The 20,997-nt window shown below is 63.2% G+C and carries 19 protein-coding genes; 15 read left to right on the forward strand and 4 right to left on the reverse strand.

Annotated elements, in window-relative coordinates; translation table 11 throughout:
• Positions 1 to 20 precede the first annotated feature (20 nt).
• Complete coding sequence (dacB, locus tag ACO6VM_RS03225) at positions 21 to 1,484, forward strand: D-alanyl-D-alanine carboxypeptidase/D-alanyl-D-alanine endopeptidase (RefSeq protein WP_110993581.1); 1,464 nt, start codon at positions 21 to 23, stop codon at positions 1,482 to 1,484.
• A 150-nt stretch (positions 1,485 to 1,634) separates the two neighbouring features.
• Here dacB and uraH read toward each other — a convergent pair whose 3' ends face one another.
• A complete protein-coding gene (gene uraH, locus ACO6VM_RS03230) occupies positions 1,635 to 1,988 on the reverse strand; it encodes a hydroxyisourate hydrolase (protein ID WP_110993583.1) in 354 nt (117 codons plus the stop codon).
• Between the two features lie 388 nt (positions 1,989 to 2,376).
• Here uraH and puuE point away from each other — a divergent pair, with 388 nt between their 5' ends.
• The 7 genes from puuE (at position 2,377) to ACO6VM_RS03265 (ending at position 9,409) form a co-directional block, all read left to right on the forward strand.
• The gene (gene puuE / locus ACO6VM_RS03235; RefSeq protein WP_401056845.1) at positions 2,377 to 3,303 is read left to right on the forward strand and encodes an allantoinase PuuE; all 927 of its coding nucleotides are present in this window, start codon (positions 2,377 to 2,379) and stop codon (positions 3,301 to 3,303) included.
• Positions 3,303 to 3,818, forward strand: a complete 516-nt coding sequence (gene uraD, locus ACO6VM_RS03240) for a 2-oxo-4-hydroxy-4-carboxy-5-ureidoimidazoline decarboxylase (protein WP_401056844.1) — start codon at positions 3,303 to 3,305, stop codon at positions 3,816 to 3,818. Before puuE ends, uraD begins: the two co-directional genes overlap by 1 nt.
• Positions 3,819 to 3,927: 109 nt before the next feature.
• Positions 3,928 to 4,431 carry an ureidoglycolate lyase gene (locus ACO6VM_RS03245; protein WP_046856488.1) on the forward strand — a complete coding sequence of 168 codons (504 nt, stop codon included), beginning with the start codon at positions 3,928 to 3,930 and terminating at the stop codon, positions 4,429 to 4,431.
• 45 nt (positions 4,432 to 4,476) lie between these two features.
• Complete coding sequence (locus ACO6VM_RS03250) at positions 4,477 to 5,796, forward strand: urate hydroxylase PuuD (protein ID WP_422402754.1); 1,320 nt, start codon at positions 4,477 to 4,479, stop codon at positions 5,794 to 5,796.
• Positions 5,797 to 5,992: 196 nt separating this feature from the next.
• Positions 5,993 to 7,348: a nucleobase:cation symporter-2 family protein gene (locus ACO6VM_RS03255; protein WP_390967389.1), complete on the forward strand. Its 1,356-nt coding sequence runs from the start codon at positions 5,993 to 5,995 to the stop codon at positions 7,346 to 7,348.
• Between the two features lie 140 nt (positions 7,349 to 7,488).
• The gene (locus ACO6VM_RS03260; RefSeq protein WP_401056843.1) at positions 7,489 to 8,274 is read left to right on the forward strand and encodes an outer membrane protein OmpK; all 786 of its coding nucleotides are present in this window, start codon (positions 7,489 to 7,491) and stop codon (positions 8,272 to 8,274) included.
• 352 nt (positions 8,275 to 8,626) lie between these two features.
• Complete coding sequence (locus tag ACO6VM_RS03265; RefSeq protein WP_232880068.1) at positions 8,627 to 9,409, forward strand: outer membrane protein OmpK; 783 nt, start codon at positions 8,627 to 8,629, stop codon at positions 9,407 to 9,409.
• 74 nt (positions 9,410 to 9,483) lie between these two features.
• Here ACO6VM_RS03265 and ACO6VM_RS03270 read toward each other — a convergent pair whose 3' ends face one another.
• Complete coding sequence (locus ACO6VM_RS03270; RefSeq protein ID WP_401056841.1) at positions 9,484 to 9,786, reverse strand: hypothetical protein; 303 nt, start codon at positions 9,784 to 9,786, stop codon at positions 9,484 to 9,486.
• A gap of 149 nt (positions 9,787 to 9,935) precedes the next feature.
• Between ACO6VM_RS03270 and ACO6VM_RS03275 the strand changes: the two genes are divergently transcribed.
• Complete coding sequence (locus tag ACO6VM_RS03275) at positions 9,936 to 11,879, forward strand: LTA synthase family protein (protein ID WP_401056840.1); 1,944 nt, start codon at positions 9,936 to 9,938, stop codon at positions 11,877 to 11,879.
• Here ACO6VM_RS03275 and ACO6VM_RS03280 read toward each other — a convergent pair.
• Entirely contained in the window at positions 11,869 to 12,777 is a 909-nt protein-coding gene (locus ACO6VM_RS03280; RefSeq protein WP_258706065.1) for a DUF808 domain-containing protein, read from the reverse strand. The two genes, ACO6VM_RS03275 and ACO6VM_RS03280, sit on opposite strands and share 11 nt — an antisense overlap.
• A gap of 132 nt (positions 12,778 to 12,909) precedes the next feature.
• Between ACO6VM_RS03280 and ACO6VM_RS03285 the strand changes: the two genes are divergently transcribed.
• On the forward strand, positions 12,910 to 13,521 hold the full coding sequence (locus ACO6VM_RS03285) for a TetR/AcrR family transcriptional regulator (protein ID WP_110993592.1): 612 nt from the start codon (positions 12,910 to 12,912) through the stop codon (positions 13,519 to 13,521).
• Positions 13,522 to 13,643: 122 nt separating this feature from the next.
• Here ACO6VM_RS03285 and ACO6VM_RS03290 read toward each other — a convergent pair whose 3' ends face one another.
• Positions 13,644 to 14,084 (reverse strand): GlcG/HbpS family heme-binding protein, encoded by a 441-nt coding sequence (locus ACO6VM_RS03290; protein ID WP_125463327.1) that lies wholly within the window; start codon positions 14,082 to 14,084, stop codon positions 13,644 to 13,646.
• A gap of 256 nt (positions 14,085 to 14,340) precedes the next feature.
• On the opposite strand from ACO6VM_RS03290, the gene gcl reads away from it, so the two are divergent.
• From gcl to pyk, 5 genes are all read left to right on the forward strand, one after another.
• On the forward strand, positions 14,341 to 16,116 hold the full coding sequence (gene gcl, locus ACO6VM_RS03295; protein ID WP_258706064.1) for a glyoxylate carboligase: 1,776 nt from the start codon (positions 14,341 to 14,343) through the stop codon (positions 16,114 to 16,116).
• Positions 16,117 to 16,173: 57 nt separating this feature from the next.
• Positions 16,174 to 16,956 carry a hydroxypyruvate isomerase gene (gene hyi / locus ACO6VM_RS03300; protein ID WP_125463325.1) on the forward strand — a complete coding sequence of 261 codons (783 nt, stop codon included), beginning with the start codon at positions 16,174 to 16,176 and terminating at the stop codon, positions 16,954 to 16,956.
• A gap of 176 nt (positions 16,957 to 17,132) precedes the next feature.
• Positions 17,133 to 18,026 carry a 2-hydroxy-3-oxopropionate reductase gene (locus ACO6VM_RS03305; protein WP_023631172.1) on the forward strand — a complete coding sequence of 298 codons (894 nt, stop codon included), beginning with the start codon at positions 17,133 to 17,135 and terminating at the stop codon, positions 18,024 to 18,026.
• 214 nt (positions 18,027 to 18,240) lie between these two features.
• Positions 18,241 to 19,515: a glycerate kinase type-2 family protein gene (locus ACO6VM_RS03310; protein ID WP_401056837.1), complete on the forward strand. Its 1,275-nt coding sequence runs from the start codon at positions 18,241 to 18,243 to the stop codon at positions 19,513 to 19,515.
• On the forward strand, positions 19,512 to 20,927 hold the full coding sequence (pyk, locus tag ACO6VM_RS03315) for a pyruvate kinase (protein WP_110993597.1): 1,416 nt from the start codon (positions 19,512 to 19,514) through the stop codon (positions 20,925 to 20,927). The genes ACO6VM_RS03310 and pyk overlap by 4 nt, the downstream gene beginning before the upstream one ends.
• The last annotated feature ends 70 nt before the right edge of the window (positions 20,928 to 20,997 follow it).

Raw genomic sequence — 20,997 nt, forward strand, 5'->3', positions numbered from 1 at the left:
CCTGCAGGGTTCATCTATCCATGATCAAGACGCTCCGCCCACTATTGCTCGCCGGCCTGCTCCTGCCACTCGCCCTGCCCAGCCAGGCCGCCGCCGTCAACACCAGCTTGCCAGCCAAAGTGCAGCAGGCCCTCAAGACCAACAAGCTGCAGGACTCCGCCCTGTCCCTGGTGATGCTGCCGCTCAACGGCCCCGGCACCGCGACCGTGTTCAACGCCGACGTTTCGGTGAACCCGGCCTCGACCATGAAACTGGTCACCACCTACGCCGCACTCGAGCTGCTGGGCCCCACCTTCCAGTGGAAGACCGAGTTCTACACCGACGGCACCCTGAGCAACGGCGTGCTCAACGGCAACCTCTACCTCAAAGGCGGCGGTGACCCCAAGCTGAACATGGAAAAGCTCTGGCTGCTGATGCGCGACCTGCGCGCCAACGGCGTGCGCACCGTGACCGGCGACCTGGTCCTGGACCGCAGCCATTTCGTGCAGCCCAACCTGCCGCAGTTCAATGACGACGGCGGCGACGACAACAAGCCGTTCCTGGTCAAGCCCGATTCGCTGCTGGTCAACCTCAAGGCGCTGCGCTTCGTCGCCCGCAACGACGGTGGCAAGGTCACCGTGGCGGTCGAACCGCCGATCGCCAGCATCCGCATCGACAACCAGGTCAAGGCCGTGGCGGGCAAGCAGTGCACCGGCGAAGTGCGCTACAACCCGGTGACCCAGGCCGACGGTGTCAGCGTGACGGTCAGCGGCCAACTGGCCGAAGGCTGCAACTCGCAGACTTACCTGTCGCTGCTGGACCACCCGACCTATGCCGCCGGGGCCGTGCGCGCCATCTGGAACGAGCTGGGCGGCAGCATCCAGGGTGCCGACCGCATCGAGAACGTGCCCAAGAGCGCCCGCCTGTTGGCCCGGGCCTTCTCGCCAGACCTGGTCGAAGTGATCCGCGACATCAACAAGTACAGCAACAACACCATGGCCCAGCAGCTGTTCCTCAGCCTCGGCGCGCAGTTCCGCACCGACGCCGATGGCGACGATGCCCGTGCCGCCCAGCGCGTGGTGCGTCAGTGGCTGGCGAAGAAAGGCATCACCGCGCCGCACCTGGTGATGGAGAACGGCTCGGGCCTGTCCCGCGCGGAACGGGTCAGCACCCGCGAGATGGCCGCGCTGCTCCAGGCTGCCTGGAACAGCCCGTACGCCGCCGAATTCATCAGCTCCATGCCACTGGTGGGCATGGATGGCACCATGCGCAAGCGCCTCAAGCGCACGGCCATGAGCGGTGAGGCCCATATCAAGACCGGCACCCTCAATACCGTCCGCGCGATCGCTGGCTTCAGCCGCGACAGCAATGGCAACACCTGGGCGGTCGCAGCCATCCTCAACGACCCCAAACCCTGGGGCGCCTCGCAGGTGCTGGACCAGGTATTGCTGGACCTCTACCGGCAACCGAAGCTGGCCAACGGCACGGCGGGCATCGCGCCCTGATGCCGGCCTGAACGGGTTACACGAGCAAACGACAAAGGGGCGCATGGCGCCCCTTTGTCGTATCTGCCTGCCGGCACTTTGCGACGGGCAAAAAAAAGCCCGCCAGTGTGAGAGCGGGCAAGGACCTACGAAGATTCTTCTAGCGACCAACTAGCTTCCACGATAGGTCGAGTAGCTGTACGGCGAGATCAGCAGCGGCACATGGTAGTGCTCTTGCTGCTCGTCGATGCCAAAGCGCAGCACGACAACGTCAAGGAACGCCGCGGCCGGCAGTTGCACGCCGCGAGCGCGGTAATAATCGCCAGCGCTGAACTGCAGCTGGTAAACGCCGGTACGGTAGTCGTCACCCTGCAACAGCGGCGCGTCGACGCGGCCATCGCTGTTGGTCAGCACGGTGTTGATCAACTCCAGCTGCTGGCCTTCGACACGGTACAGCTCAACCTTGATCGAGCTGCCCGGGCAGCCATGCGCGGCGTCCAGTACGTGTGTGGTCAAACGTCCCATTTGCTTGTCGCCTCTTGTCGTATGCGTGGGCAAAAAATACACGGCATGCACCGGGCACGGGGGCCAGCGGTGTGCGGGAATGACGCCATTAAGACAGTTTCTCAAAAAATTGTACACAATTTTTTAAACCCTTCTTCCGGCCCGCCCGCTCACCCCTGAAAACAGGCCACCAATCGCAAAGACAGGCAGCAAGCAGGCGTCACCGCTATTAGCTGACCAATCAGGCAGGTTTCTTGCAAGCTGCTTCAGGGCGACAAATGGGAAGAAATGCGGAAAAACAGGCTTACAAAGTATTTAAGAAGTTGTATACAATCAGCCCATCCGGTGGTGCGACATCCCGACGCGGCCCGCCCACCAACCGCACTAACGTACAAGAAGGAAGACTGCAGTGAGCGCTGACTACCCTCGCGACCTGATCGGTTACGGCAACAACCCACCTCATCCGCAATGGCCGGGGAATGCCCGCATTGCACTGTCCTTCGTGCTCAATTACGAAGAAGGTGGCGAGCGCAACATCCTGCACGGCGACAAAGAGTCCGAGGCCTTCCTGTCTGAAATGGTGGCCGCCCAGCCGTTGCAGGGCCAGCGCAACATGAGCATGGAATCGCTCTACGAATACGGCAGCCGCGCCGGTGTATGGCGCCTGCTCAAGCTGTTCAAGGACAGCGGTGTGCCGCTGACCGTCTTCGCCGTGGCCATGGCCGCCCAGCGCCACCCCGACGTGATCCGCGCCATGGCCGAGGCCGGCCACGAGATCTGCAGCCACGGCTACCGCTGGATCGATTACCAGAACATGGAAGAAGCGCAAGAGCGCGAGCACATGCTCGAAGCCATTCGCATCCTCACTGAACTGACCGGCGAGCGCCCGGTGGGCTGGTACACCGGCCGCACCGGCCCGAACACCCGGCGCCTGGTGATGGAGGAAGGCGGTTTCCTCTACGACAGCGACACCTACGACGACGACCTGCCCTACTGGGAACCGAACAACCCGACCGGCAAGCCGCACCTGGTGATCCCCTACACCCTGGACACCAACGACATGCGCTTCACCCAGGTACAGGGTTTCAACTGCGGCGAGCAGTTCTTCCAGTACCTCAAGGACGCCTTTGACGTGCTGTACGCCGAAGGCGCCGAAGCCCCGAAAATGCTCTCCATCGGCCTGCACTGCCGCCTGGTCGGCCGCCCGGCGCGCCTCGCCGCGCTCAAGCGCTTCGTCGATTACGCCAAGAGCCATGAGCAGGTCTGGTTCGCCCGGCGCGCGGACATCGCCCGCCACTGGCACGCCACCCACCCGTACAAGAAAGAGAACGCCTGATGACCGCCTTCAAAACCCTCAAACCCTCCAGCCTGGGCCGCGCCGCCTTCGTCGAAGCCTTCGCCGACATCTACGAGCACTCGCCGTGGGTCGCCGAAAAAGCCTACGACCTCGGCCAACTGGCTGAACTGGACGAGATCGAAGCGCTGCATCAGCGCATGAGCGACATCCTGCTCAGCGCCAACCACAGCGAGCAGCTGGCCCTGATCAACGCTCACCCGGACCTGGCCGGCAAAGCCGCCGTACAGGGCGAGCTGACCGAATCGAGCACCAACGAGCAGGCCGGCGCCGGTATCCACCAGTGCACCGCCGAAGAGTTCGCCCGTTTCACCGAACTGAACGACGCCTACAAAGCCAAGTTCCAGTTCCCGTTCATCATGGCGGTCAAGGGCAGCAACCGGCACCAGATCCTCGCCTCCTTCGAAAAGCGCATCCACAACGACAAGGATGCCGAGTTCAAGGAAGCCCTGGCGCAGATCAACCTGATCGCCCTGTTCCGCCTGCTGCAGCTTTAAGGACTGTGCGAAGGCCTGGCCCGAGTGCGTGACGCGTCCGTACCCAGGGCCTGGCAAGAGCTACCAGTCCACCCAAATCAAGAACAACGAACATAGAAGAGATAACCGCATGCGCACCCTGATGATCGAGCCCCTGACCAAAGAAGCCTTTGCCCCGTTCGGTGATGTGATCGAAACCGATGGCAGCGACCACTTCATGATCAACAACGGCTCGACCATGCGCTTCCACAAGCTCGCCACGGTCGAGACCGCCGAGCCTGAGGACAAGGCGATCATCAGCATCTTCCGCGCCGACGCGCTGGAAATGCCGCTGACCGTGCGCATGCTGGAACGCCATCCGCTGGGCAGCCAGGCTTTCATCCCGCTGCTCGGCAACCCCTTTCTGATCGTGGTCGCGCCAGTTGGCGATGCACCTGTATCAGGCTTGGTCCGCGCCTTCCGCAGTAACGGCAGGCAGGGCATCAATTACCATCGCGGCGTTTGGCACCACCCGGTGCTTACGATCGAAAAGCGGGATGATTTCCTGGTGGTTGATCGCAGTGGTTCTGGCAACAACTGCGATGAGCATTACTTCCCCGAGGAACAGATGCTGATCCTCAATCCCCACCAATAAGAAAGGGTCGGTCATCTATGTGGTGACCGGCGAGAGGTAACTACTGTGGAAGCACACCTTCACGAATGGCTGAACCTGAGCATTCGCTGGGTTCACATGATCACCGGCGTCGCCTGGATCGGTGCATCGTTCTACTTCGTCTGGCTGGAGAACCACCTGAACCGAAGCAACCCGCGCGATGGGTTGTCGGGTGACCTTTGGGCCATCCACGGTGGCGGTATCTACCACCTGGAAAAATACAAGCTCGCGCCACCGAAAATGCCCGAGAACCTGCACTGGTTCAAATGGGAAGCCTACTTCACCTGGATGTCCGGGATCGCCTTGCTGTGCGTGGTGTTCTACTGGAACCCGGCCTTGTACCTGCTGGCACCTGGCAGCACCCTGAGCGGTGCCGAAGGCGTGGCCATCGGTATCGGTTCGCTGATCGCCGGCTGGTTCGTCTACGACTTCCTCTGCGACTCGCCCCTGGGCAAGAAACCAGCCCTGCTGGGTGGCGTGCTGTTCGTGCTGATCATCGCCGCATGCTGGGGCTTCAGCCTGGTGTTCAGCGGCCGCGGTGCTTACCTGCACACCGGCGCGATCATCGGCACCATCATGGTCGGTAACGTGTTCCGCATCATCATGCCGGCCCAGCGCCAGCTGGTGGCGGCCATCGAGAACAACCAGACCCCCGACCCGGTACTGCCGGCCAAGGGCCTGCTGCGCTCGCGCCACAACAACTACTTCACCCTGCCGGTGCTGTTCATCATGATCAGCAACCACTTCCCGAGCACCTACGGCAGCCAGTACAACTGGCTGATCCTGGCCGGGATCGCGGTGGCCGCGGTACTGATCCGTCACTACTTCAACACCCGCCACGACAGCAACAAGTACGCCTGGACCCTGCCTGTCGGCGCCCTGGCGATGATCTGCCTGGCCTACGTGACCGGCCCCAAGACGCTGCCGACCGCCCCTGAGCAGGCCGCCGCCAAGGTCGAGTACCAGCCGCTGCCGGCCACCGCCGTGGGTGGCAAGACCGCCGCCGAGCTGCGCGCCGAGGAAGCTGCCAAGCCTGCCGAAGCACCAGCCGCAGCACCTGCCCAGGCCACCGCCCAGGCAGCCACCGGCGGTTTCGACAAGATCCACAACGTCATCCAGGAACGCTGCACCGTGTGCCACTCGTCCAAGCCGACCAGCCCACTGTTCAGCGCCGCCCCTGCCGGCGTGATGTTCGACACCCCGCAGCAGATCCAGGCCCAGGCCGCGCGCATCCAGGCGCAGGCCGTCGCCAGCCAGATCATGCCGCTGGGCAACATCACCCAGATGACCGTTGAAGAACGCAAGCTGGTCGGCGACTGGATCGCCAAAGGCGCTCAGGTCAACTGATCCAACCTGCAACTGTATGTGGGAGCGGGCTTGCCCCGCGATGAGGCCGGCAACCCCGGCCTCAGTTTCACGATCTACGCAACAAGCAAGCATCGAGCGTTGGATTTCAAGCGGGAACCTCAGGTCGCCTTCACCGGGCCTGCCGCTTGAAGCCGACGCTTGGATCCGAGAATAAAAACAAAACTCGAGGTGCTGCATGTCCGAGTCACCCAAGGCGTACATTCCTGTTGCGCCGCCACGACAGCCCCTGCCCCTGTTCCAGCTGATCCTGGTGGGTTTGCAACACGTTCTGCTGATGTACGGTGGCGCCATTGCCGTGCCGCTGATCATCGGCCAGGCCGCCGGCCTGTCCCGCGAGGAAGTCGCCTTTCTGATCAACGCCGACCTGCTGGTCGCCGGCGTTGCCACCATCATCCAATCCTTCGGTATCGGCCCGGTCGGCATCCGCATGCCAGTCATGATGGGCGCCAGCTTCGCCGCCGTCGGCAGCATGGTGGCCATGGCCGGCATGCCCGGCGTCGGTTTGCAGGGGATCTTCGGCGCGACTATCGCCGCTGGGTTCTTCGGCATGCTGATCGCCCCGTTCATGTCCAAGGTCGTGCGGTTCTTCCCACCCCTGGTGACCGGCACGGTCATCACCTCCATCGGCCTGTCGCTGTTCCCGGTGGCGGTCAACTGGGCCGGTGGTGGCCATGAGGCCGAGACCTTCGGCTCGCCGATCTACCTGATGGTCGCCGGCCTGGTGCTGGCGGTGATCCTGCTGATCAACCGCTTCATGCGCGGTTTCTGGGTCAACGTTTCGGTACTGGTGGGCATGGGCCTGGGCTACATCCTCGCCGGCTCCATCGGCATGGTCGACCTGTCCGGCCTGAACGAGGCGCCCTGGCTGCAGGTGGTCACCCCCCTGCACTTCGGCATGCCGACCTTCAGCCTGGCGCCGATCCTGTCGATGTGCCTGGTGGTGGTGATCATCTTCGTCGAATCCACCGGCATGTTCCTCGCCCTGGGCAAGGTCACCGACCGTGAAGTTACCCCGGGGATGCTGCGTCGCGGCCTGCTGTGCGACGCCGGGGCATCGTTCATCGCCGGGTTCTTCAACACCTTCACCCACTCCTCGTTCGCCCAGAACATCGGCCTGGTGCAGATGACCGGGGTGCGTTGCCGCTACGTCACGGTGATGGCCGGCGGCTTGCTGATCCTGCTCAGCCTGCTGCCCAAGGCAGCCTTCCTGATCGCCTCGATCCCGCCTGCAGTACTGGGTGGCGCGTCCATCGCCATGTTCGGCATGGTCACCGCCACCGGGATCAAGATCCTCCAGGAAGCGGACATCTCCGACCGTCGCAATCAGCTGCTGGTTGCGGTCAGCGTCGGTCTGGGCCTGATCCCCGTGGTGCGCCCGGAGTTCTTCGCGCAGATGCCGCAGTGGATGGAACCCATCACCCACAGTGGCATTGCCATGGCCACCCTCAGCGCCCTGGTGCTGAACCTGCTGTTCAACATCCTCGGTGGCGCCGAACGCGCCGCGCACAACGACGCCTGCCACCAGCATTGAGGACCAGGGGCGGCAGCGTTTGCCGCCCCGCTTACCACCTGCAGTAACCGCATGACCGTCGGCCCGCCGGAATGGGCCGCCCGGGGCGCCTGCGCGCCGAAAAAACCGCCAACAAAAACAATAAGTCCGGGAAACACAACATGAAGCGCATCACTTCCTCGCTGTTGCTGGGCAGCAGCCTGCTGGCCACCCTCCCCTCCCACGCCGGCGAATGGCTGCAGTGGCACGGCGAAAGCCTGACCTACCTGTATGGCAAGGATTTCAAGGTCAACCCCGATATCCAGCAGACCATCACCTTCGAGCACGCCAACAAGTGGAAGTACGGCGACACCTTCCTGTTCGTCGACAAGATCTTCTACAACGGCAAGCCCGACCCGAGCAAAGGCGTGACCACCTACTACGGCGAGTTCAGCCCGCGCCTGTCGTTCGGCAAGATCCTCGACCGCAACCTGGGCTTCGGCCCGGTCAAGGACGTGCTGCTGGCCATGACCTACGAACGCGGCGAAGGCGACAACGAGGCCTACCTGATCGGCCCCGGCTTCGACCTGAACATTCCCGGCTTCAACTACTTCACCCTGAACTTCTACCTGCGCAACACCGAAGGCAGCCGCCCGGGTGACAACGTCTGGCAGATCACCCCCGGTTGGTCCTACACCATTCCCGTGGGCCGCTCCGACATCCTGATCGATGGCTACATGGACTGGGTCACCGACAACGACCAGACCCGCCGTGGCACCTACCATTCCAACCTGCACTTCAACCCACAGGTCAAATACGACCTGGGCAAAGCCCTGAACCTGGGCGCCAAGCAGCTTTACGTGGGCTTCGAGTACAGCTACTGGAAGGACAAGTACGGCATCGACAGCCGCGGCAACCTGGAAAGCAATCAGAGCGTCGCCAGTGCCCTGATCAAGGTCCACTTCTGATAACCTGACCAAACGCACAACTTTGTAACACCGTGCTCCAGGACGGAGCACTTGAGGACCGGCGCGCAAGCCAGTAATCTGCGCGCCCCCTCGATCGGGGCAGGAAGGATCCTGCCCACGTTTGCTGACCGCTCAGTCAATGAATTCGGGCGGTTGGTCAACGTGTTGCCAGCCTGAAAGAACCATGTTCATCCGTTCAGCAAGACGTCGAGCAGGATGGTTGTGGCCAACCCGGAAAAGTTGGCGCAGCTCTTGCCAAACAGCTGTGGCCAATCGAAAAAAGCTGACTCAAAAGACAAAAAACGGCGCCCGAGCGCTGACAACAGATCCAATCAAGGGAGCGACACACGCAATGCGCATCATCAATAGCCTGATCCTCGCTGGCGGCCTGCTGGCCTGCGGCGCCAGCCAAGCCGGTGACCTGCTGCAGTGGCAGAACAACAGCCTGACCTACCTGTGGGGCAAGAACTTCAAGGTCAACCCCGAAATCCAGCAGACGGTGACCTTCGAGCACGCCGATGCCTGGAAGTACGGCGACAACTTCTTCTTCCTCGACAAGATCTTCTACCAGGGCAAGAAGGACGCCAATAACGGCCCGAACACCTACTACGGCGAGTTCAGCCCACGCCTGTCGTTCGGCAAGATCTTCGACCAGAAGATCGAGTTCGGCCCGGTCAAGGACGTGCTGCTGGCCATGACCTACGAGTTCGGCGAAGGCGACACCGAGTCCTACCTGATCGGCCCAGGCTTCGACCTGGCCATCCCAGGCTTCGACTACTTCCAGCTGAACTTCTACCAGCGCACCACAGACGGCAGCCGCCCGGGCGACAACGTCTGGCAGATCACCCCGGTGTGGTCCTACACCATCCCTGTGGGTTCGTCCGACGTGCTGATCGACGGCTTCATGGACTGGGTGGTGGACAACGACGAGAACCGTCGCGGCACCTACCAGGCCAACCTGCACTTCAACCCGCAGATCAAGTACGACCTGGGTAAAGCGCTGCACCTGGGTGAGAAGCAGCTGTACGTCGGTATCGAGTACGACTACTGGAAGAACAAGTACGGCATCAAGGACAGCGACGCCTTCACCACCGACCAGAACACCGCCAGCTTGTTGGTGAAAGTGCACTTCTGATGACTGAAACGAAACAGCGCCTCTAATTGAGACGCTGTTTCGTTAGAGCATGTAGGAATAAACCTACATATAACTCAGCCTTTTCTTACTTTTGAAAAACCTGTCTTGTAAATCAATATCATCATTATTGGCAAAACCACGCCTACCGCCAATAAACCAGCCTCAACCTGAGCGTGGTCGAGCACCCGCCAGATATCCAGCATCAGCATGAATCCATTGATCAGCAGCGCCACACCAAACATGGCGCAACACCTGAGCAACGCCGCGACGCCCACGCCACTCATCAGAAACCACAGCCCCAGTACGCCCCAGGCCAGCGCGGTGAGCAGGTATAGCGCCAGGTGATAGGCATCGTAGGTCAACACATTGCCAAACATGTTCAGCCCTCGCCTTCATTAAAAAAGAAAGTTCTGAACTATAAAGCCGAAGTATCAATCATCCTATAGCGAAATTTTGACAAAACTTTTGCAAACAAGCCGCTAGCCTGCTCGCCTTCCTGCACCTAATAAGGACATAGGCATAATTCATGCGCGCACCTCTCGCCGCTCCCTGGCGCTTCCTCGTTCTTTTATGTTCTACCTGGTTCGGCGTTTTTATCCTGACCCGATTGGTCCTGTTGCTGGCTCACGCAGACGAGTTCAGCGGTAACTATTTCGCGGTGTTTTTCACCGGCGCGCTGTACGACCTCAGCTTCCTCATCTATGCCGCCCTGCCGCTAGGCCTTTACCTGGCCCTGTGCCCAGCGTCGCTGTGGCGCACCCGGGCGCACCGCTGGCTGATGCAGGGCGTGCTGGCCGTCAGCCTGTTCGTGATGCTGTTCGTCGCCGTGGCCGAATGGCTGTTCTGGGACGAATTCGGCGTGCGCTTCAACTTCATCGCCGTCGACTACCTGGTGTATTCCAAGGAAGTGCTGGACAACATCCGCGAGTCCTACCCCCTGCCAACGCTGCTCGGCAGCCTCGCGGTGGCGGCCGTGGTGCTCTGCCTGCTGCTGCGCAAGCCCCTGCTCCGCGCACTGTCCGCAGCGCCCGCCAACGCGCGCCAGCGCCTGGCCGGGGTTGCCGTGCTGGCGGTACTGTGCGGCGCCTCGGTACTGATCATCGACCAGCAGTTCCCGCGCCACCCGGATGGCAACGCCTACCAGCGCGAGCTGTCCAGCAACGGCCCGTACCAGTTCTTCGCCGCCTTCCGCAACAACGAACTGGACTACAGCCAGTTCTACGCCACCCTCGGCGCCGATGATGTCGGTGCCCAGATGCACCATGAACTGGCCGCCGCCAATGCCCGCTTCGACCTGCGCGAGCCCCAGGACATCCGCCGCCACATCAGCGCCAGCGGCCCGCAGCGCACGCCCAACATCATCCTGGTGACCATCGAAAGCTTCAGCGCCAAGTACATGGGCAGCAACGGCGACCCACGCAACCTCACGCCCAACCTCGACGTGCTGCGCAAGCAGAGCCTGTATTTCAACAATTTCTACGCCACCGGCACCCGCACCGACCGTGGCCTGGAGGCCATCACCCTGTCGATTCCGCCCACCCCCGGGCGCTCGATCGTCAAGCGCATCGGCCGCGAAAGCGGCTACGCCAGCCTCGGCCAGCAATTGGCGGCCGTGGGCTACGACGCGGTCTACGTCTATGGCGGGCGCGGCTACTTCGACAACATGAACGCGTTCTTCAGCGGCAACGGCTATCGCATCGTCGACCAGAGCAGCGTCGATGAAAGCGAAATCAGCTTCAAGAATGCCTGGGGCATGGCCGACGAAGACCTGTATCGCCAGGCGATCAAGCTGGCCGATGCCGACCACGCCACGCAAAAGCCGTTCTTCCTGCAGCTGATGACCACGTCCAACCACCGCCCTTACACCTACCCCGAGGGGCGTATCGACATCCCCTCAGGTGACGGTCGCGAAGGCGCGGTGAAATACACCGACTACGCCATCGACCAGTTCCTGCAACAGGCCCGGAAAAAGCCCTGGTTCGACAATACCCTGTTCATCTTCGTCGCCGACCACACAGCAGGTAGCGCCGGCAAAGAGGACCTGCCGGTCGCCAACTACCAGATTCCGCTGTGGATCTATGCACCGAAGATGATCGAACCGGCCGAGAACCCGACCCTGGCCAGCCAGATCGACCTGGCGCCGACCCTGCTCGGCCTGCTCAACCTGAGCTACACCTCGACCTTCTTCGGCCGCGACCTGCTCAAGGGCGACGACTTGCCACCCCGGGTGCTGATCGGCAACTACCAGCACCTGGGCCTGTACGACGGCAAGGACCTGGCGATCCTCAGCCCACGCGGTGGCCTGCGGATTCACCAGGATGCCCTGGGCAACAGCCATGAAACCAAGGTGGGCGTGGACAACCCGCTGATCCGCCGGGCCATTGCCTACTACCAGAGTGCGGCCTACGGCTTCAGCCAGAACCTGCTGAGCTGGCGCCCGCAGGAGAAGAGCGTCACGGTCAGCCCCTGACCGCGCGCCATAGCTTCGAGGCAGCGCTGACCAGCGCCAGCACCACGGCCCCGGCGACCACGCCGGCCACGCCGTTGAGCAAGGCACCGGTCAGCGCCCCGCCCCGGCCTTCGGCGAAGGCCTCGATGGCGTGATGCAGCGGTGCAATACCGTGCACCAGGATGCCGCCACCGACCAGGAACATGGCCGCAGTACCAATCACCGACAGGCTCTTCATCAGGTATGGCGCCGCGCGCAGGATGCCGTTGCCGACGGCACGGGTGACGCTCGAGGCCTTCTTGCTCATCCACAGCCCGAGGTCATCGAGTTTGACGATGCCGCCCACCAGGCCATACACACCCACGGTCATCACAATGGCGATGCCCGACAGCACGATGATCTGCTGGGTCAGCGGCGCATCGGCGACGGTACCCAGGGTGATGGCGATGATCTCGGCGGAGAGGATGAAGTCGGTCCGCACCGCGCCCTTGATCTTGTCCTTCTCGAAGGCCACCAGGTCGACATTGGCATCGGCTACGGCTTCTTTGCGCGCCTCGTGCTGCGCCTCGTCCTCATCCTTGCTGTGCAGGAACTTGTGCGCCAGCTTCTCGAAGCCCTCGAAGCACAGGTAGGCGCCACCGACCATCAGCAGCGGCGTCACCGCCCAGGGGATGAACGCGCTGATCAACAGTGCCGCCGGCACCAGGATCGCCTTGTTGACCATCGAACCCTTGGCCACCGCCCACACCACCGGGATCTCGCGCTCGGCGCGCACGCCGGAAACCTGCTGGGCATTGAGCGCCAGGTCGTCACCGAGCACGCCGGCGGTCTTTTTCGCCGCGACCTTGGTCATCAGCGACACATCGTCGAGTACCGTGGCGATGTCGTCGATCAGTACCAGTAGACTGCTTCCTGCCATGTTTGCTTGTATCCCGTGGTTTGAGTGCTGCGGATTCTAGCCGAAAGTCGCTGCCTTGAGCCCCCGTCGGGGCGGGTGCTACCATGCCGGACCCCTCATGGAGGGGGCCATACACGAGGAAGACCCCCGACAATGAGCACCATTCGCGAGCGCAACAAGGAACTGATCCTGCGCGCGGCCAGTGAAGAATTCGCCGACAAGGGCTTCGCCGCCACCAAGACCAGCGATATCGCGGCCAAGGCCGGCCTGCCCAAGCCGAACGTGTACTACTACTTCAAGTCGAAGGAAAACCTCTACCGCGAGGTGCTCGAGAGCATCATCGCGCCGATCATGCAGGCTTCGACGCCGTTCAGCGCCGATGGCGACCCCAAGGAAGTGCTGAGCGCCTATATCCGCTCGAAGATCCTCATCTCCCGCGACCTGCCCCACGCCTCGAAAGTGTTCGCCAGCGAGATCATGCACGGCGCGCCGCACCTGTCGCCGCGCCAGGTCGAGCAGCTCAACGAGCAGGCCCGGCATAACATCGAGTGCATCCAGCGCTGGATCGACCGCGGGCAGATCGCCCACGTCGACCCGCACCACCTGATGTTCAGCATCTGGGCAGCGACACAGACCTACGCGGATTTCGACTGGCAGATTGCCGTGGTGACGGGGAAGGCCAAATTGGCCGACAGTGACTACGATGCGGCGGCAGAAACCATCATTCGCCTGGTGCTGAAGGGCTGCGAACCCGAAGCTGCCTGAACCACGGCGATTGCCCCTTCGCGGGTAAACCCGCTCCCACAGGCTCACCACAACCTTCAACATTGTGGTGAACCTGTGGGAGCGGGTTTACCCGCGAAAGGGCCGGTAGCGTCAATAAAGAATCAGGCAGCCACCCCGGCATCCGCCGTCAGCCCCAGCTCTTCGATCGCACTGATCGCACACTGCTCGTCGATATCCGACGTATCCCCGCTGATCCCTACCGCACCCAGCACCTTGCCGTCCTGATCGCGAATCAGCACACCCCCCGGCACCGGCACCACCGGCCGCTCACCCAAGCCATTCAACGCGGCATAGAACGCCGGCCGCTGCTGCGAGTCCAGCGCCAGCAGGCGCGAGCCCTTGCCCAGGGCCACTGCACCCCAGGCCTTGCCGATGGCCACCTCTGGCCGCAGCAGGCTGGCGCCATCCTCCCGTTGCAGCGCCAGCAGGTGCCCGCCGGCATCCAGCACCGCTACGGTCAATGGCGCTGCGTTGATCTTGCGGCCTGCGGCCAGCGCAGCGTTTACCACGCCGACGGCGACTTTAAGGGTCAATGCGTTCATGAAAAGGTCCTCTTCTTGTTGTGAGAAGCCCTGAGGGCAGTTGAAAACCGATGAGAGAATAGAACACAACAGAGATATGTTTTGTATACAATAATTTGACTCAATCGTACCGACTGCGACGAAATGCCGCTTTTCACGGGCCCATACGCCAATCACAGCCTGCCGACGAAAATGGATTGACCTTTGGGTCGAAGCGTGAATACACTCTGTCGCAAAGCAAGTTGTATACAATTACAAAATCGATGAGGCACAAACCATGAGCAAAATGAGAGCAATCGATGCAGCCGTTCTGGTCATGCGCCGTGAAGGTGTAGATACCGCGTTCGGCATTCCTGGCGCCGCGATCAACCCGCTTTACTCGGCCCTGAAAAAAGTCGGTGGCATCGATCACGTCCTCGCTCGCCACGTCGAAGGTGCCTCGCACATGGCCGAGGGCTACACCCGCGCCAACCCAGGCAACATCGGCGTATGCATCGGCACCTCCGGCCCTGCCGGCACCGACATGGTCACCGGCCTGTACAGTGCGTCGGCCGACTCCATCCCGATCCTCTGCATCACCGGCCAGGCTCCGCGTGCCCGTCTGCACAAGGAAGACTTCCAGGCCGTCGACATCACCAGCATCGTCAAGCCGGTGACCAAGTGGGCGACCACCGTGCTGGAACCGGGCCAGGTGCCTTACGCGTTCCAGAAGGCCTTCTATGAAATGCGCACCGGCCGCCCAGGCCCTGTGCTGATCGACCTGCCGTTCGACGTGCAGATGGCCGAGATCGAATTCGACATCGATGCCTACGAGCCACTGGCGGTCAACAAGCCGTCCGCCACCCGCGTACAGGCCGAAAAAGCCCTGGCCCTGCTCAATGACGCCGAGCGCCCACTGCTGGTAGCCGGCGGCGGCATCATCAACGCAGATGCCAGCGACAAGCTGGTCGAGTTCGCCGAACTGACCGGCGTACCGGTAGTGCCGACCCTGATGGGCTGGGGCACCATCCCTGACGACCACGCCCTGATGGTCGGCATGGTCGGCCTGCAGACCTCGCACCGCTACGGCAACGCGACCATGCTCAAATCCGACCTGGTGTTCGGTATCGGCAACCGCTGGGCCAACCGCCACACCGGCTCCGTCGACGTCTACACCGAAGGCCGCAAGTTCGTGCACGTGGACATCGAGCCGACCCAGATCGGCCGCGTGTTCACCCCGGACCTGGGTATCGTCTCCGATGCCGGCAAGGCGCTGGACGTGTTCCTCGAAGTGGCCCGCGAGTGGAAAGCCGCCGGCAAGCTGAAGTGCCGCAAGGCCTGGCTGGAAGATTGCCAGCAGCGCAAGGCGACCCTGCAGCGCAAGACCAACTTCGACAACGTCCCGGTCAAGCCACAGCGCGTGTACCAGGAAATGAACGAAGTGTTCGGCAAGGACACCACCTACGTCAGCACCATCGGCCTGTCGCAGATCGCCGGCGCGCAGTTCCTGCACGTGTACAAGCCACGCCACTGGATCAACTGCGGCCAGGCCGGCCCGCTGGGCTGGACCATCCCTGCAGCCCTGGGCGTGGTCAAGGCCGACCCGAAGCGCAAGGTTGTCGCGCTGTCCGGTGACTACGACTTCCAGTTCATGATCGAAGAGCTGGCAGTGGGCGCGCAGTTCAACCTGCCGTACGTCCACGTGCTGGTGAACAACGCCTACCTCGGCCTGATCCGCCAGGCGCAGCGTGGCTTCGACATGGATTACTGTGTACAACTGGCGTTCGAGAACATCAACTCCACCGACGCCGCCACCTACGGTGTCGACCACGTCGCCGTGGTCGAAGGCCTGGGCTGCAAGGCCATCCGCGTGTTCGAACCGGCCGAGATCGCCCCTGCCCTGCTCAAGGCGCAGAAGATGGCCGAAGAGTTCCGCGTACCGGTCGTGGTCGAAGTGATCCTCGAGCGCGTCACCAACATTTCCATGGGCACCGAGATCAACGCGGTCAACGAGTTCGAAGACCTCGCCCTGGTCGGCAACGACGCGCCAACCGCCATCTCGATGCTCGACTGATTGCCTGACGCCCCCGCGCACCGGCGTGCCGGGGGCCCTCATTGCAAGGAGACAACCATGCCTCGCTTCGCTGCCAACCTGTCCATGCTGTTCACCGAACAGGACTTCCTGGCCCGCTTCAAGGCCGCCGCCGATGCTGGCTTCAGCGGTGTCGAATACCTCTTCCCGTACGATTTCAGCGCCGCCGAGATCAAGCAGCAGCTCGACGCCCACGGCCTGACCCAGGTGCTGTTCAACCTGCCGGCCGGTGACTGGGCCAAGGGTGAGCGCGGCATCACCTGCCACCCGGACCGCGTCGAAGAGTTCCGCGCCGGCGTCGACAAGGCCATCGAATACGCCAAGGTGCTGGGCAACACCCAGGTCAACGCCCTGGCCGGCATCCGTCCACAAGGCCTGCAATGCGCCGACGTACGCAAGACCTTCGTCGACAACCTCAAGTACGCCGCCGACAAGCTCAAGGCCGCCGGGATCCGCCTGGTCATGGAAATGATCAACACCCGCGACATCCCCGGCTTCTACCTGAACACCACCCAGCAGGCCCTGGAAATCCAGGCCGAAGTGGGCAGCGACAACCTGTTCTTGCAGTACGACATCTACCACATGCAGATCATGGAAGGTGACCTGGCCCGCACCCTGGAAGCCAACCTGCCGCTGATCAACCACGTGCAGCTGGCCGACAACCCGGGCCGCCACGAACCCGGCACCGGCGAGATCAACTACCGCTTCCTGTTCGAGCACCTGGACCGCATCGGTTACCAGGGCTGGGTGGGTGCGGAGTACAAGCCCAAGACCACCACCGAGGCGGGTCTGGGTTGGCTGAAGACTCACAACGCAATCTAACGGCTGAGCGCAGGCCCCTGTTGAACACAGGACACTGTGGGAGCGGGTTCACCCGCGAACACCGGCGAAGCCGGTGCCATCCACCGCAGTGCCTGCTTCGCGGGTAAACCCGCTCCCACAGGGGCCTGTTCAGCCTGCTCCATCGAGATTCAACAATTACAACGAGGTAATCTCTCATGGCTAAAATCGGTTTCATCGGCACCGGCATCATGGGCAACCCCATGGCCCAGAACCTGCAAAAAGCAGGTCACAGCATCTTCGTATCGACCCACCACGACGCCGCTCCGGCCAACCTGATCGCCGCCGGCGGCGTGGCCCTGGCCAACCCCAAGGAAGTGGCCCAGGAAGCTGAATTCATTATCGTCATGGTGCCCGACACCCCGCAGGTCGAAAGCGTCCTGTTCGGTGAAAACGGCGTTGCCGAGGGCGTGGGCCCGAACAAGGTCGTGATCGACATGAGCTCGATCTCGCCTACCGCCACCAAAGCTTTCGCCGAGAAGATCAAGGCCACCGGCGCCGCCTACCTGGACGCTCCGGTGTCCGGCGGTGAAGTCGGCGCCAAGGCCGCCACCCTGAGCATCATGGTCGGCGGCTGCCCGAAAGCCTTCGAACGCGCCCTGCCGCTGTTCGAAGCCATGGGCAAGAACATCACCCGCGTCGGCGGCAACGGTGACGGCCAGACGGCCAAGGTCGCCAACCAGATCATCGTCGCCCTGAACATCCAGGCCGTTGCCGAAGCGCTGCTGTTCGCTGCCAAGAACGGCGCGGATCCAGCCAAGGTGCGTGAGGCGCTGATGGGCGGCTTCGCCTCCTCGAAGATCCTCGAAGTGCATGCCGAGCGCATGATCAAAGGCACCTTCGACCCAGGCTTCCGCATCAACCTGCACCAGAAGGACCTGAACCTGGCCCTGCAAGGCGCCAAGGAGCTGGGCATCAACCTGCCCAACACGTCCAATGCCCAGCAAGTGTTCAACACCTGCCAGGCCCTGGGCGGCGGCAACTGGGACCACTCGGCGCTGATCAAAGGCCTGGAGCACATGGCCAACTTCTCGATCCGCGACGACAAGTAAGGCCCAATCGCGGGGCAAGTCGCATCGGCGCACCGCCGCTCCCACGCGGCTTAACGCTCTGATACGTGGGAGCGGGCTTGCCCCTCGATGAATTTCACACCGCCTGGGTGCCAGGCGGTGACCCCGAGCAACACCCGCCCCTGGTTCGGCCTGCACGGAGGCAGTTCCAGGGGCGTTTTTGATTCTGCAGAACAACAATAATTGGGAGCCTGCCATGTCGGTCGATCCACAAAACCTCCTGCGCGAACTGTTCGACACAGCCATCGCCGCCGCCCACCCCCGTCAGGTCCTCGAACCCTACCTGCCCGCCGACCGCAGCGGCCGGGTCATCGTCATCGGTGCAGGCAAAGCCGCCGCCGCCATGGCCGAAGTGGTCGAAAAAAGCTGGCAGGGCGAAGTCTCAGGCCTGGTCGTCACCCGCTACGGCCACGGCGCCAACTGCCAGAAGATCGAAGTGGTCGAAGCCGCCCACCCGGTCCCGGATGCCGCCGGCCTGGCCGTGGCCAAGCGCGTGCTCGAGCTGGTCAGCAACCTCAACGAAGACGACCGCGTCATCTTCCTGCTCTCCGGCGGCGGCTCGGCCCTGCTGGCCCTGCCCGCCGAAGGCCTGACCCTGGCCGACAAGCAGCAGATCAACAAGGCGCTGCTCAAGTCCGGCGCCACCATCGGCGAGATGAACTGCGTGCGCAAGCACCTCTCGGCGATCAAGGGCGGCCGCCTGGCCAAAGCCTGCTGGCCGGCCACCGTCTACACCTATGCGATTTCCGACGTACCGGGCGACCTGGCCACGGTCATCGCCTCCGGCCCTACCGTGGCCGACCCGAGCACCTCGGCCGATGCCCTGGCGATCATCAAGCGCTACAACATCGAGGCCCCCAAAGCCGTCATCGACTGGCTCAACAACCCGGCCTCCGAAACCGTCAAGGCCGACGACCCGGCGCTGGCGCGCAGCCACTTCCAGCTGATCGCCAAACCCCAGCAGTCGCTCGAGGCCGCCGCCGTCAAGGCCCGCCAGGCCGGCTTCAGCCCGCTGATCCTCGGCGACCTGGAAGGCGAGTCGCGGGAAGTGGCCAAGGTCCACGCCGGCATCGCCCGGCAGATCGTCCTGCACGGCCAGCCGTTGAAGGCGCCCTGCGTGATCCTCTCCGGCGGCGAAACCACCGTCACCGTGCGCGGCAACGGCCGCGGCGGGCGCAACGCCGAGTTCCTGCTCAGCCTCACCGAAAGCCTCAAGGGCCTGCCGGGCGTATACGCCCTGGCCGGTGACACCGACGGCATCGACGGCTCGGAAGAGAACGCCGGCGCCTACATGACCCCGGACAGCTACGCCCGCGCCGAGGCCCTGGGCCTGTCGGCCAGCGACGAGCTGGACAACAACAACGGCTACGGCTACTTCGCCGCCCTCGATGCGCTGATCGTCACCGAGCCGACCCGCACCAACGTCAACGACTTCCGCGCCATCCTGATCCTCGAGACCCCGCAATCATGACGCCTGATAAAAAAGTAAAAATCCTCGCCACCCTCGGGCCTGCGATCAAAGGCATCGATGACATCCGCCAGCTGGTCGAAGCCGGGGTGAACATCTTCCGCCTCAACTTCAGCCACGGCGAACACGCCGATCACGCCCTGCGCTATCAGTGGATCCGCGAAGTCGAGCAACAGCTCAACTACCCGCTGGGCATCCTCATGGACCTGCAAGGCCCGAAACTGCGCGTTGGCCGCTTCGCCGACGGCAAGGTGCAACTGCAGCGTGGCCAGGCCCTGCGCCTGGACCTGGACAAGACTCCGGGCGACAGCCGCCGGGTCAACCTGCCGCACCCGGAGATCATCGCCGCGCTGGAGCCCGGCATGGACCTGCTGCTCGATGACGGCAAACTGCGCCTGCGAGTGACCGCCAAGCACGCCGACGCCATCGACACCGAAGTGCTGGCCGGCGGCGAGCTGTCCGACCGCAAAGGCGTCAACGTGCCGCAAGCGGTGCTCGACCTGTCCCCGCTCACCGACAAAGACCGCCGCGACCTCACCTTCGGCCTGGAGCTGGGCGTGGACTGGGTGGCCCTGTCGTTCGTGCAGCGCCCGGAAGACATCGTCGAGGCGCGCCAGCTGATCGGCGACCGCGCCTACCTGATGGCCAAGATCGAGAAGCCCTCGGCGGTCGAGCAACTGCAAGCCATCGCCGAGCTGTCCGACGCGATCATGGTCGCCCGCGGCGACCTGGGCGTGGAAGTGCCGGCCGAGAGCGTGCCGCAGATCCAGAAAGCCATCATCGGCACCTGCCGCCAGCTGGGCAAACCGGTGGTAGTGGCCACGCAGATGCTCGAATCCATGCGCTTCTCCCCTGCCCCGACCCGCGCCGAAGTCACCGACGTGGCCAACGCCGTGGCCGAAGGTGCGGACGCAGTGATGCTGTCGGCCGAGACCGCCTCGGGTGACTACCCGCTGGAAGCGGTGCAGATGATGAGCAAGATCATCCGCCAGGTGGAGAACGGCCCGGACTACCAGGCCCAGCTCGACGTCGGCCGGCCCAAGGCCGAGGCCACGGTATCGGATGCCATCAGCTGCGCGATCCGCCGCATCAGCGGCATCCTGCCGGTGGCGGTGCTGGTCAACTACAGCGAGTCGGGGAACTCCACCCTGCGCGCCGCCCGCGAGCGGCCACGGGCGCCGATCCTCAACCTGACGCCGAACCTCAACACCGCACGGCGCCTGAGCGTGGCCTGGGGTGTGCACTCGGTGGTCAACGACCGCCTGCGCCAGGTCGACGAGGTGGTCTCCACCGCGCTGGAGATCGCCCAGGCACAAGGCATGGCCAGCCGCGGCGACACGCTGCTGATCACCGCCGGTGTGCCTTTCGGCAAGCCAGGTTCGACTAATACGCTGCGGATCGAGACCTTGGTTTGATCTGAAAAAATCGCGGGGGCAGCCCGCCCCCCCCTTTCAACGCATGTGGGGGGGGTTTCCCCCTAACGGT

Source organism: Pseudomonas sp. GZD-209 (genome assembly GCF_049310485.1).
Lineage (GTDB): Bacteria > Pseudomonadota > Gammaproteobacteria > Pseudomonadales > Pseudomonadaceae > Aquipseudomonas > Aquipseudomonas sichuanensis.

What these genes read in the sequence shown, in the direction of transcription:
- uraH (WP_110993583.1), bottom strand. Translation starts at nt 1,988, where the DNA reads ATGGGACGTTTGACCACACACGTACTGGACGCCGCGCATGGCTGCCCG.
- ACO6VM_RS03270 (WP_401056841.1), bottom strand. Translation starts at nt 9,786, where the DNA reads ATGTTTGGCAATGTGTTGACCTACGATGCCTATCACCTGGCGCTATAC.
- ACO6VM_RS03290 (WP_125463327.1), bottom strand. Translation starts at nt 14,084, where the DNA reads ATGAACGCATTGACCCTTAAAGTCGCCGTCGGCGTGGTAAACGCTGCG.
- ACO6VM_RS03285 (WP_110993592.1), top strand. Translation starts at nt 12,910, where the DNA reads ATGAGCACCATTCGCGAGCGCAACAAGGAACTGATCCTGCGCGCGGCC.
- ACO6VM_RS03310 (WP_401056837.1), top strand. Translation starts at nt 18,241, where the DNA reads ATGTCGGTCGATCCACAAAACCTCCTGCGCGAACTGTTCGACACAGCC.
- ACO6VM_RS03265 (WP_232880068.1), top strand. Translation starts at nt 8,627, where the DNA reads ATGCGCATCATCAATAGCCTGATCCTCGCTGGCGGCCTGCTGGCCTGC.
- ACO6VM_RS03280 (WP_258706065.1), bottom strand. Translation starts at nt 12,777, where the DNA reads ATGGCAGGAAGCAGTCTACTGGTACTGATCGACGACATCGCCACGGTA.
- gcl (WP_258706064.1), top strand. Translation starts at nt 14,341, where the DNA reads ATGAGCAAAATGAGAGCAATCGATGCAGCCGTTCTGGTCATGCGCCGT.
- ACO6VM_RS03260 (WP_401056843.1), top strand. Translation starts at nt 7,489, where the DNA reads ATGAAGCGCATCACTTCCTCGCTGTTGCTGGGCAGCAGCCTGCTGGCC.
- ACO6VM_RS03245 (WP_046856488.1), top strand. Translation starts at nt 3,928, where the DNA reads ATGCGCACCCTGATGATCGAGCCCCTGACCAAAGAAGCCTTTGCCCCG.
- ACO6VM_RS03305 (WP_023631172.1), top strand. Translation starts at nt 17,133, where the DNA reads ATGGCTAAAATCGGTTTCATCGGCACCGGCATCATGGGCAACCCCATG.
- hyi (WP_125463325.1), top strand. Translation starts at nt 16,174, where the DNA reads ATGCCTCGCTTCGCTGCCAACCTGTCCATGCTGTTCACCGAACAGGAC.
- dacB (WP_110993581.1), top strand. Translation starts at nt 21, where the DNA reads ATGATCAAGACGCTCCGCCCACTATTGCTCGCCGGCCTGCTCCTGCCA.
- uraD (WP_401056844.1), top strand. Translation starts at nt 3,303, where the DNA reads ATGACCGCCTTCAAAACCCTCAAACCCTCCAGCCTGGGCCGCGCCGCC.
- ACO6VM_RS03275 (WP_401056840.1), top strand. Translation starts at nt 9,936, where the DNA reads ATGCGCGCACCTCTCGCCGCTCCCTGGCGCTTCCTCGTTCTTTTATGT.
- pyk (WP_110993597.1), top strand. Translation starts at nt 19,512, where the DNA reads ATGACGCCTGATAAAAAAGTAAAAATCCTCGCCACCCTCGGGCCTGCG.
- ACO6VM_RS03255 (WP_390967389.1), top strand. Translation starts at nt 5,993, where the DNA reads ATGTCCGAGTCACCCAAGGCGTACATTCCTGTTGCGCCGCCACGACAG.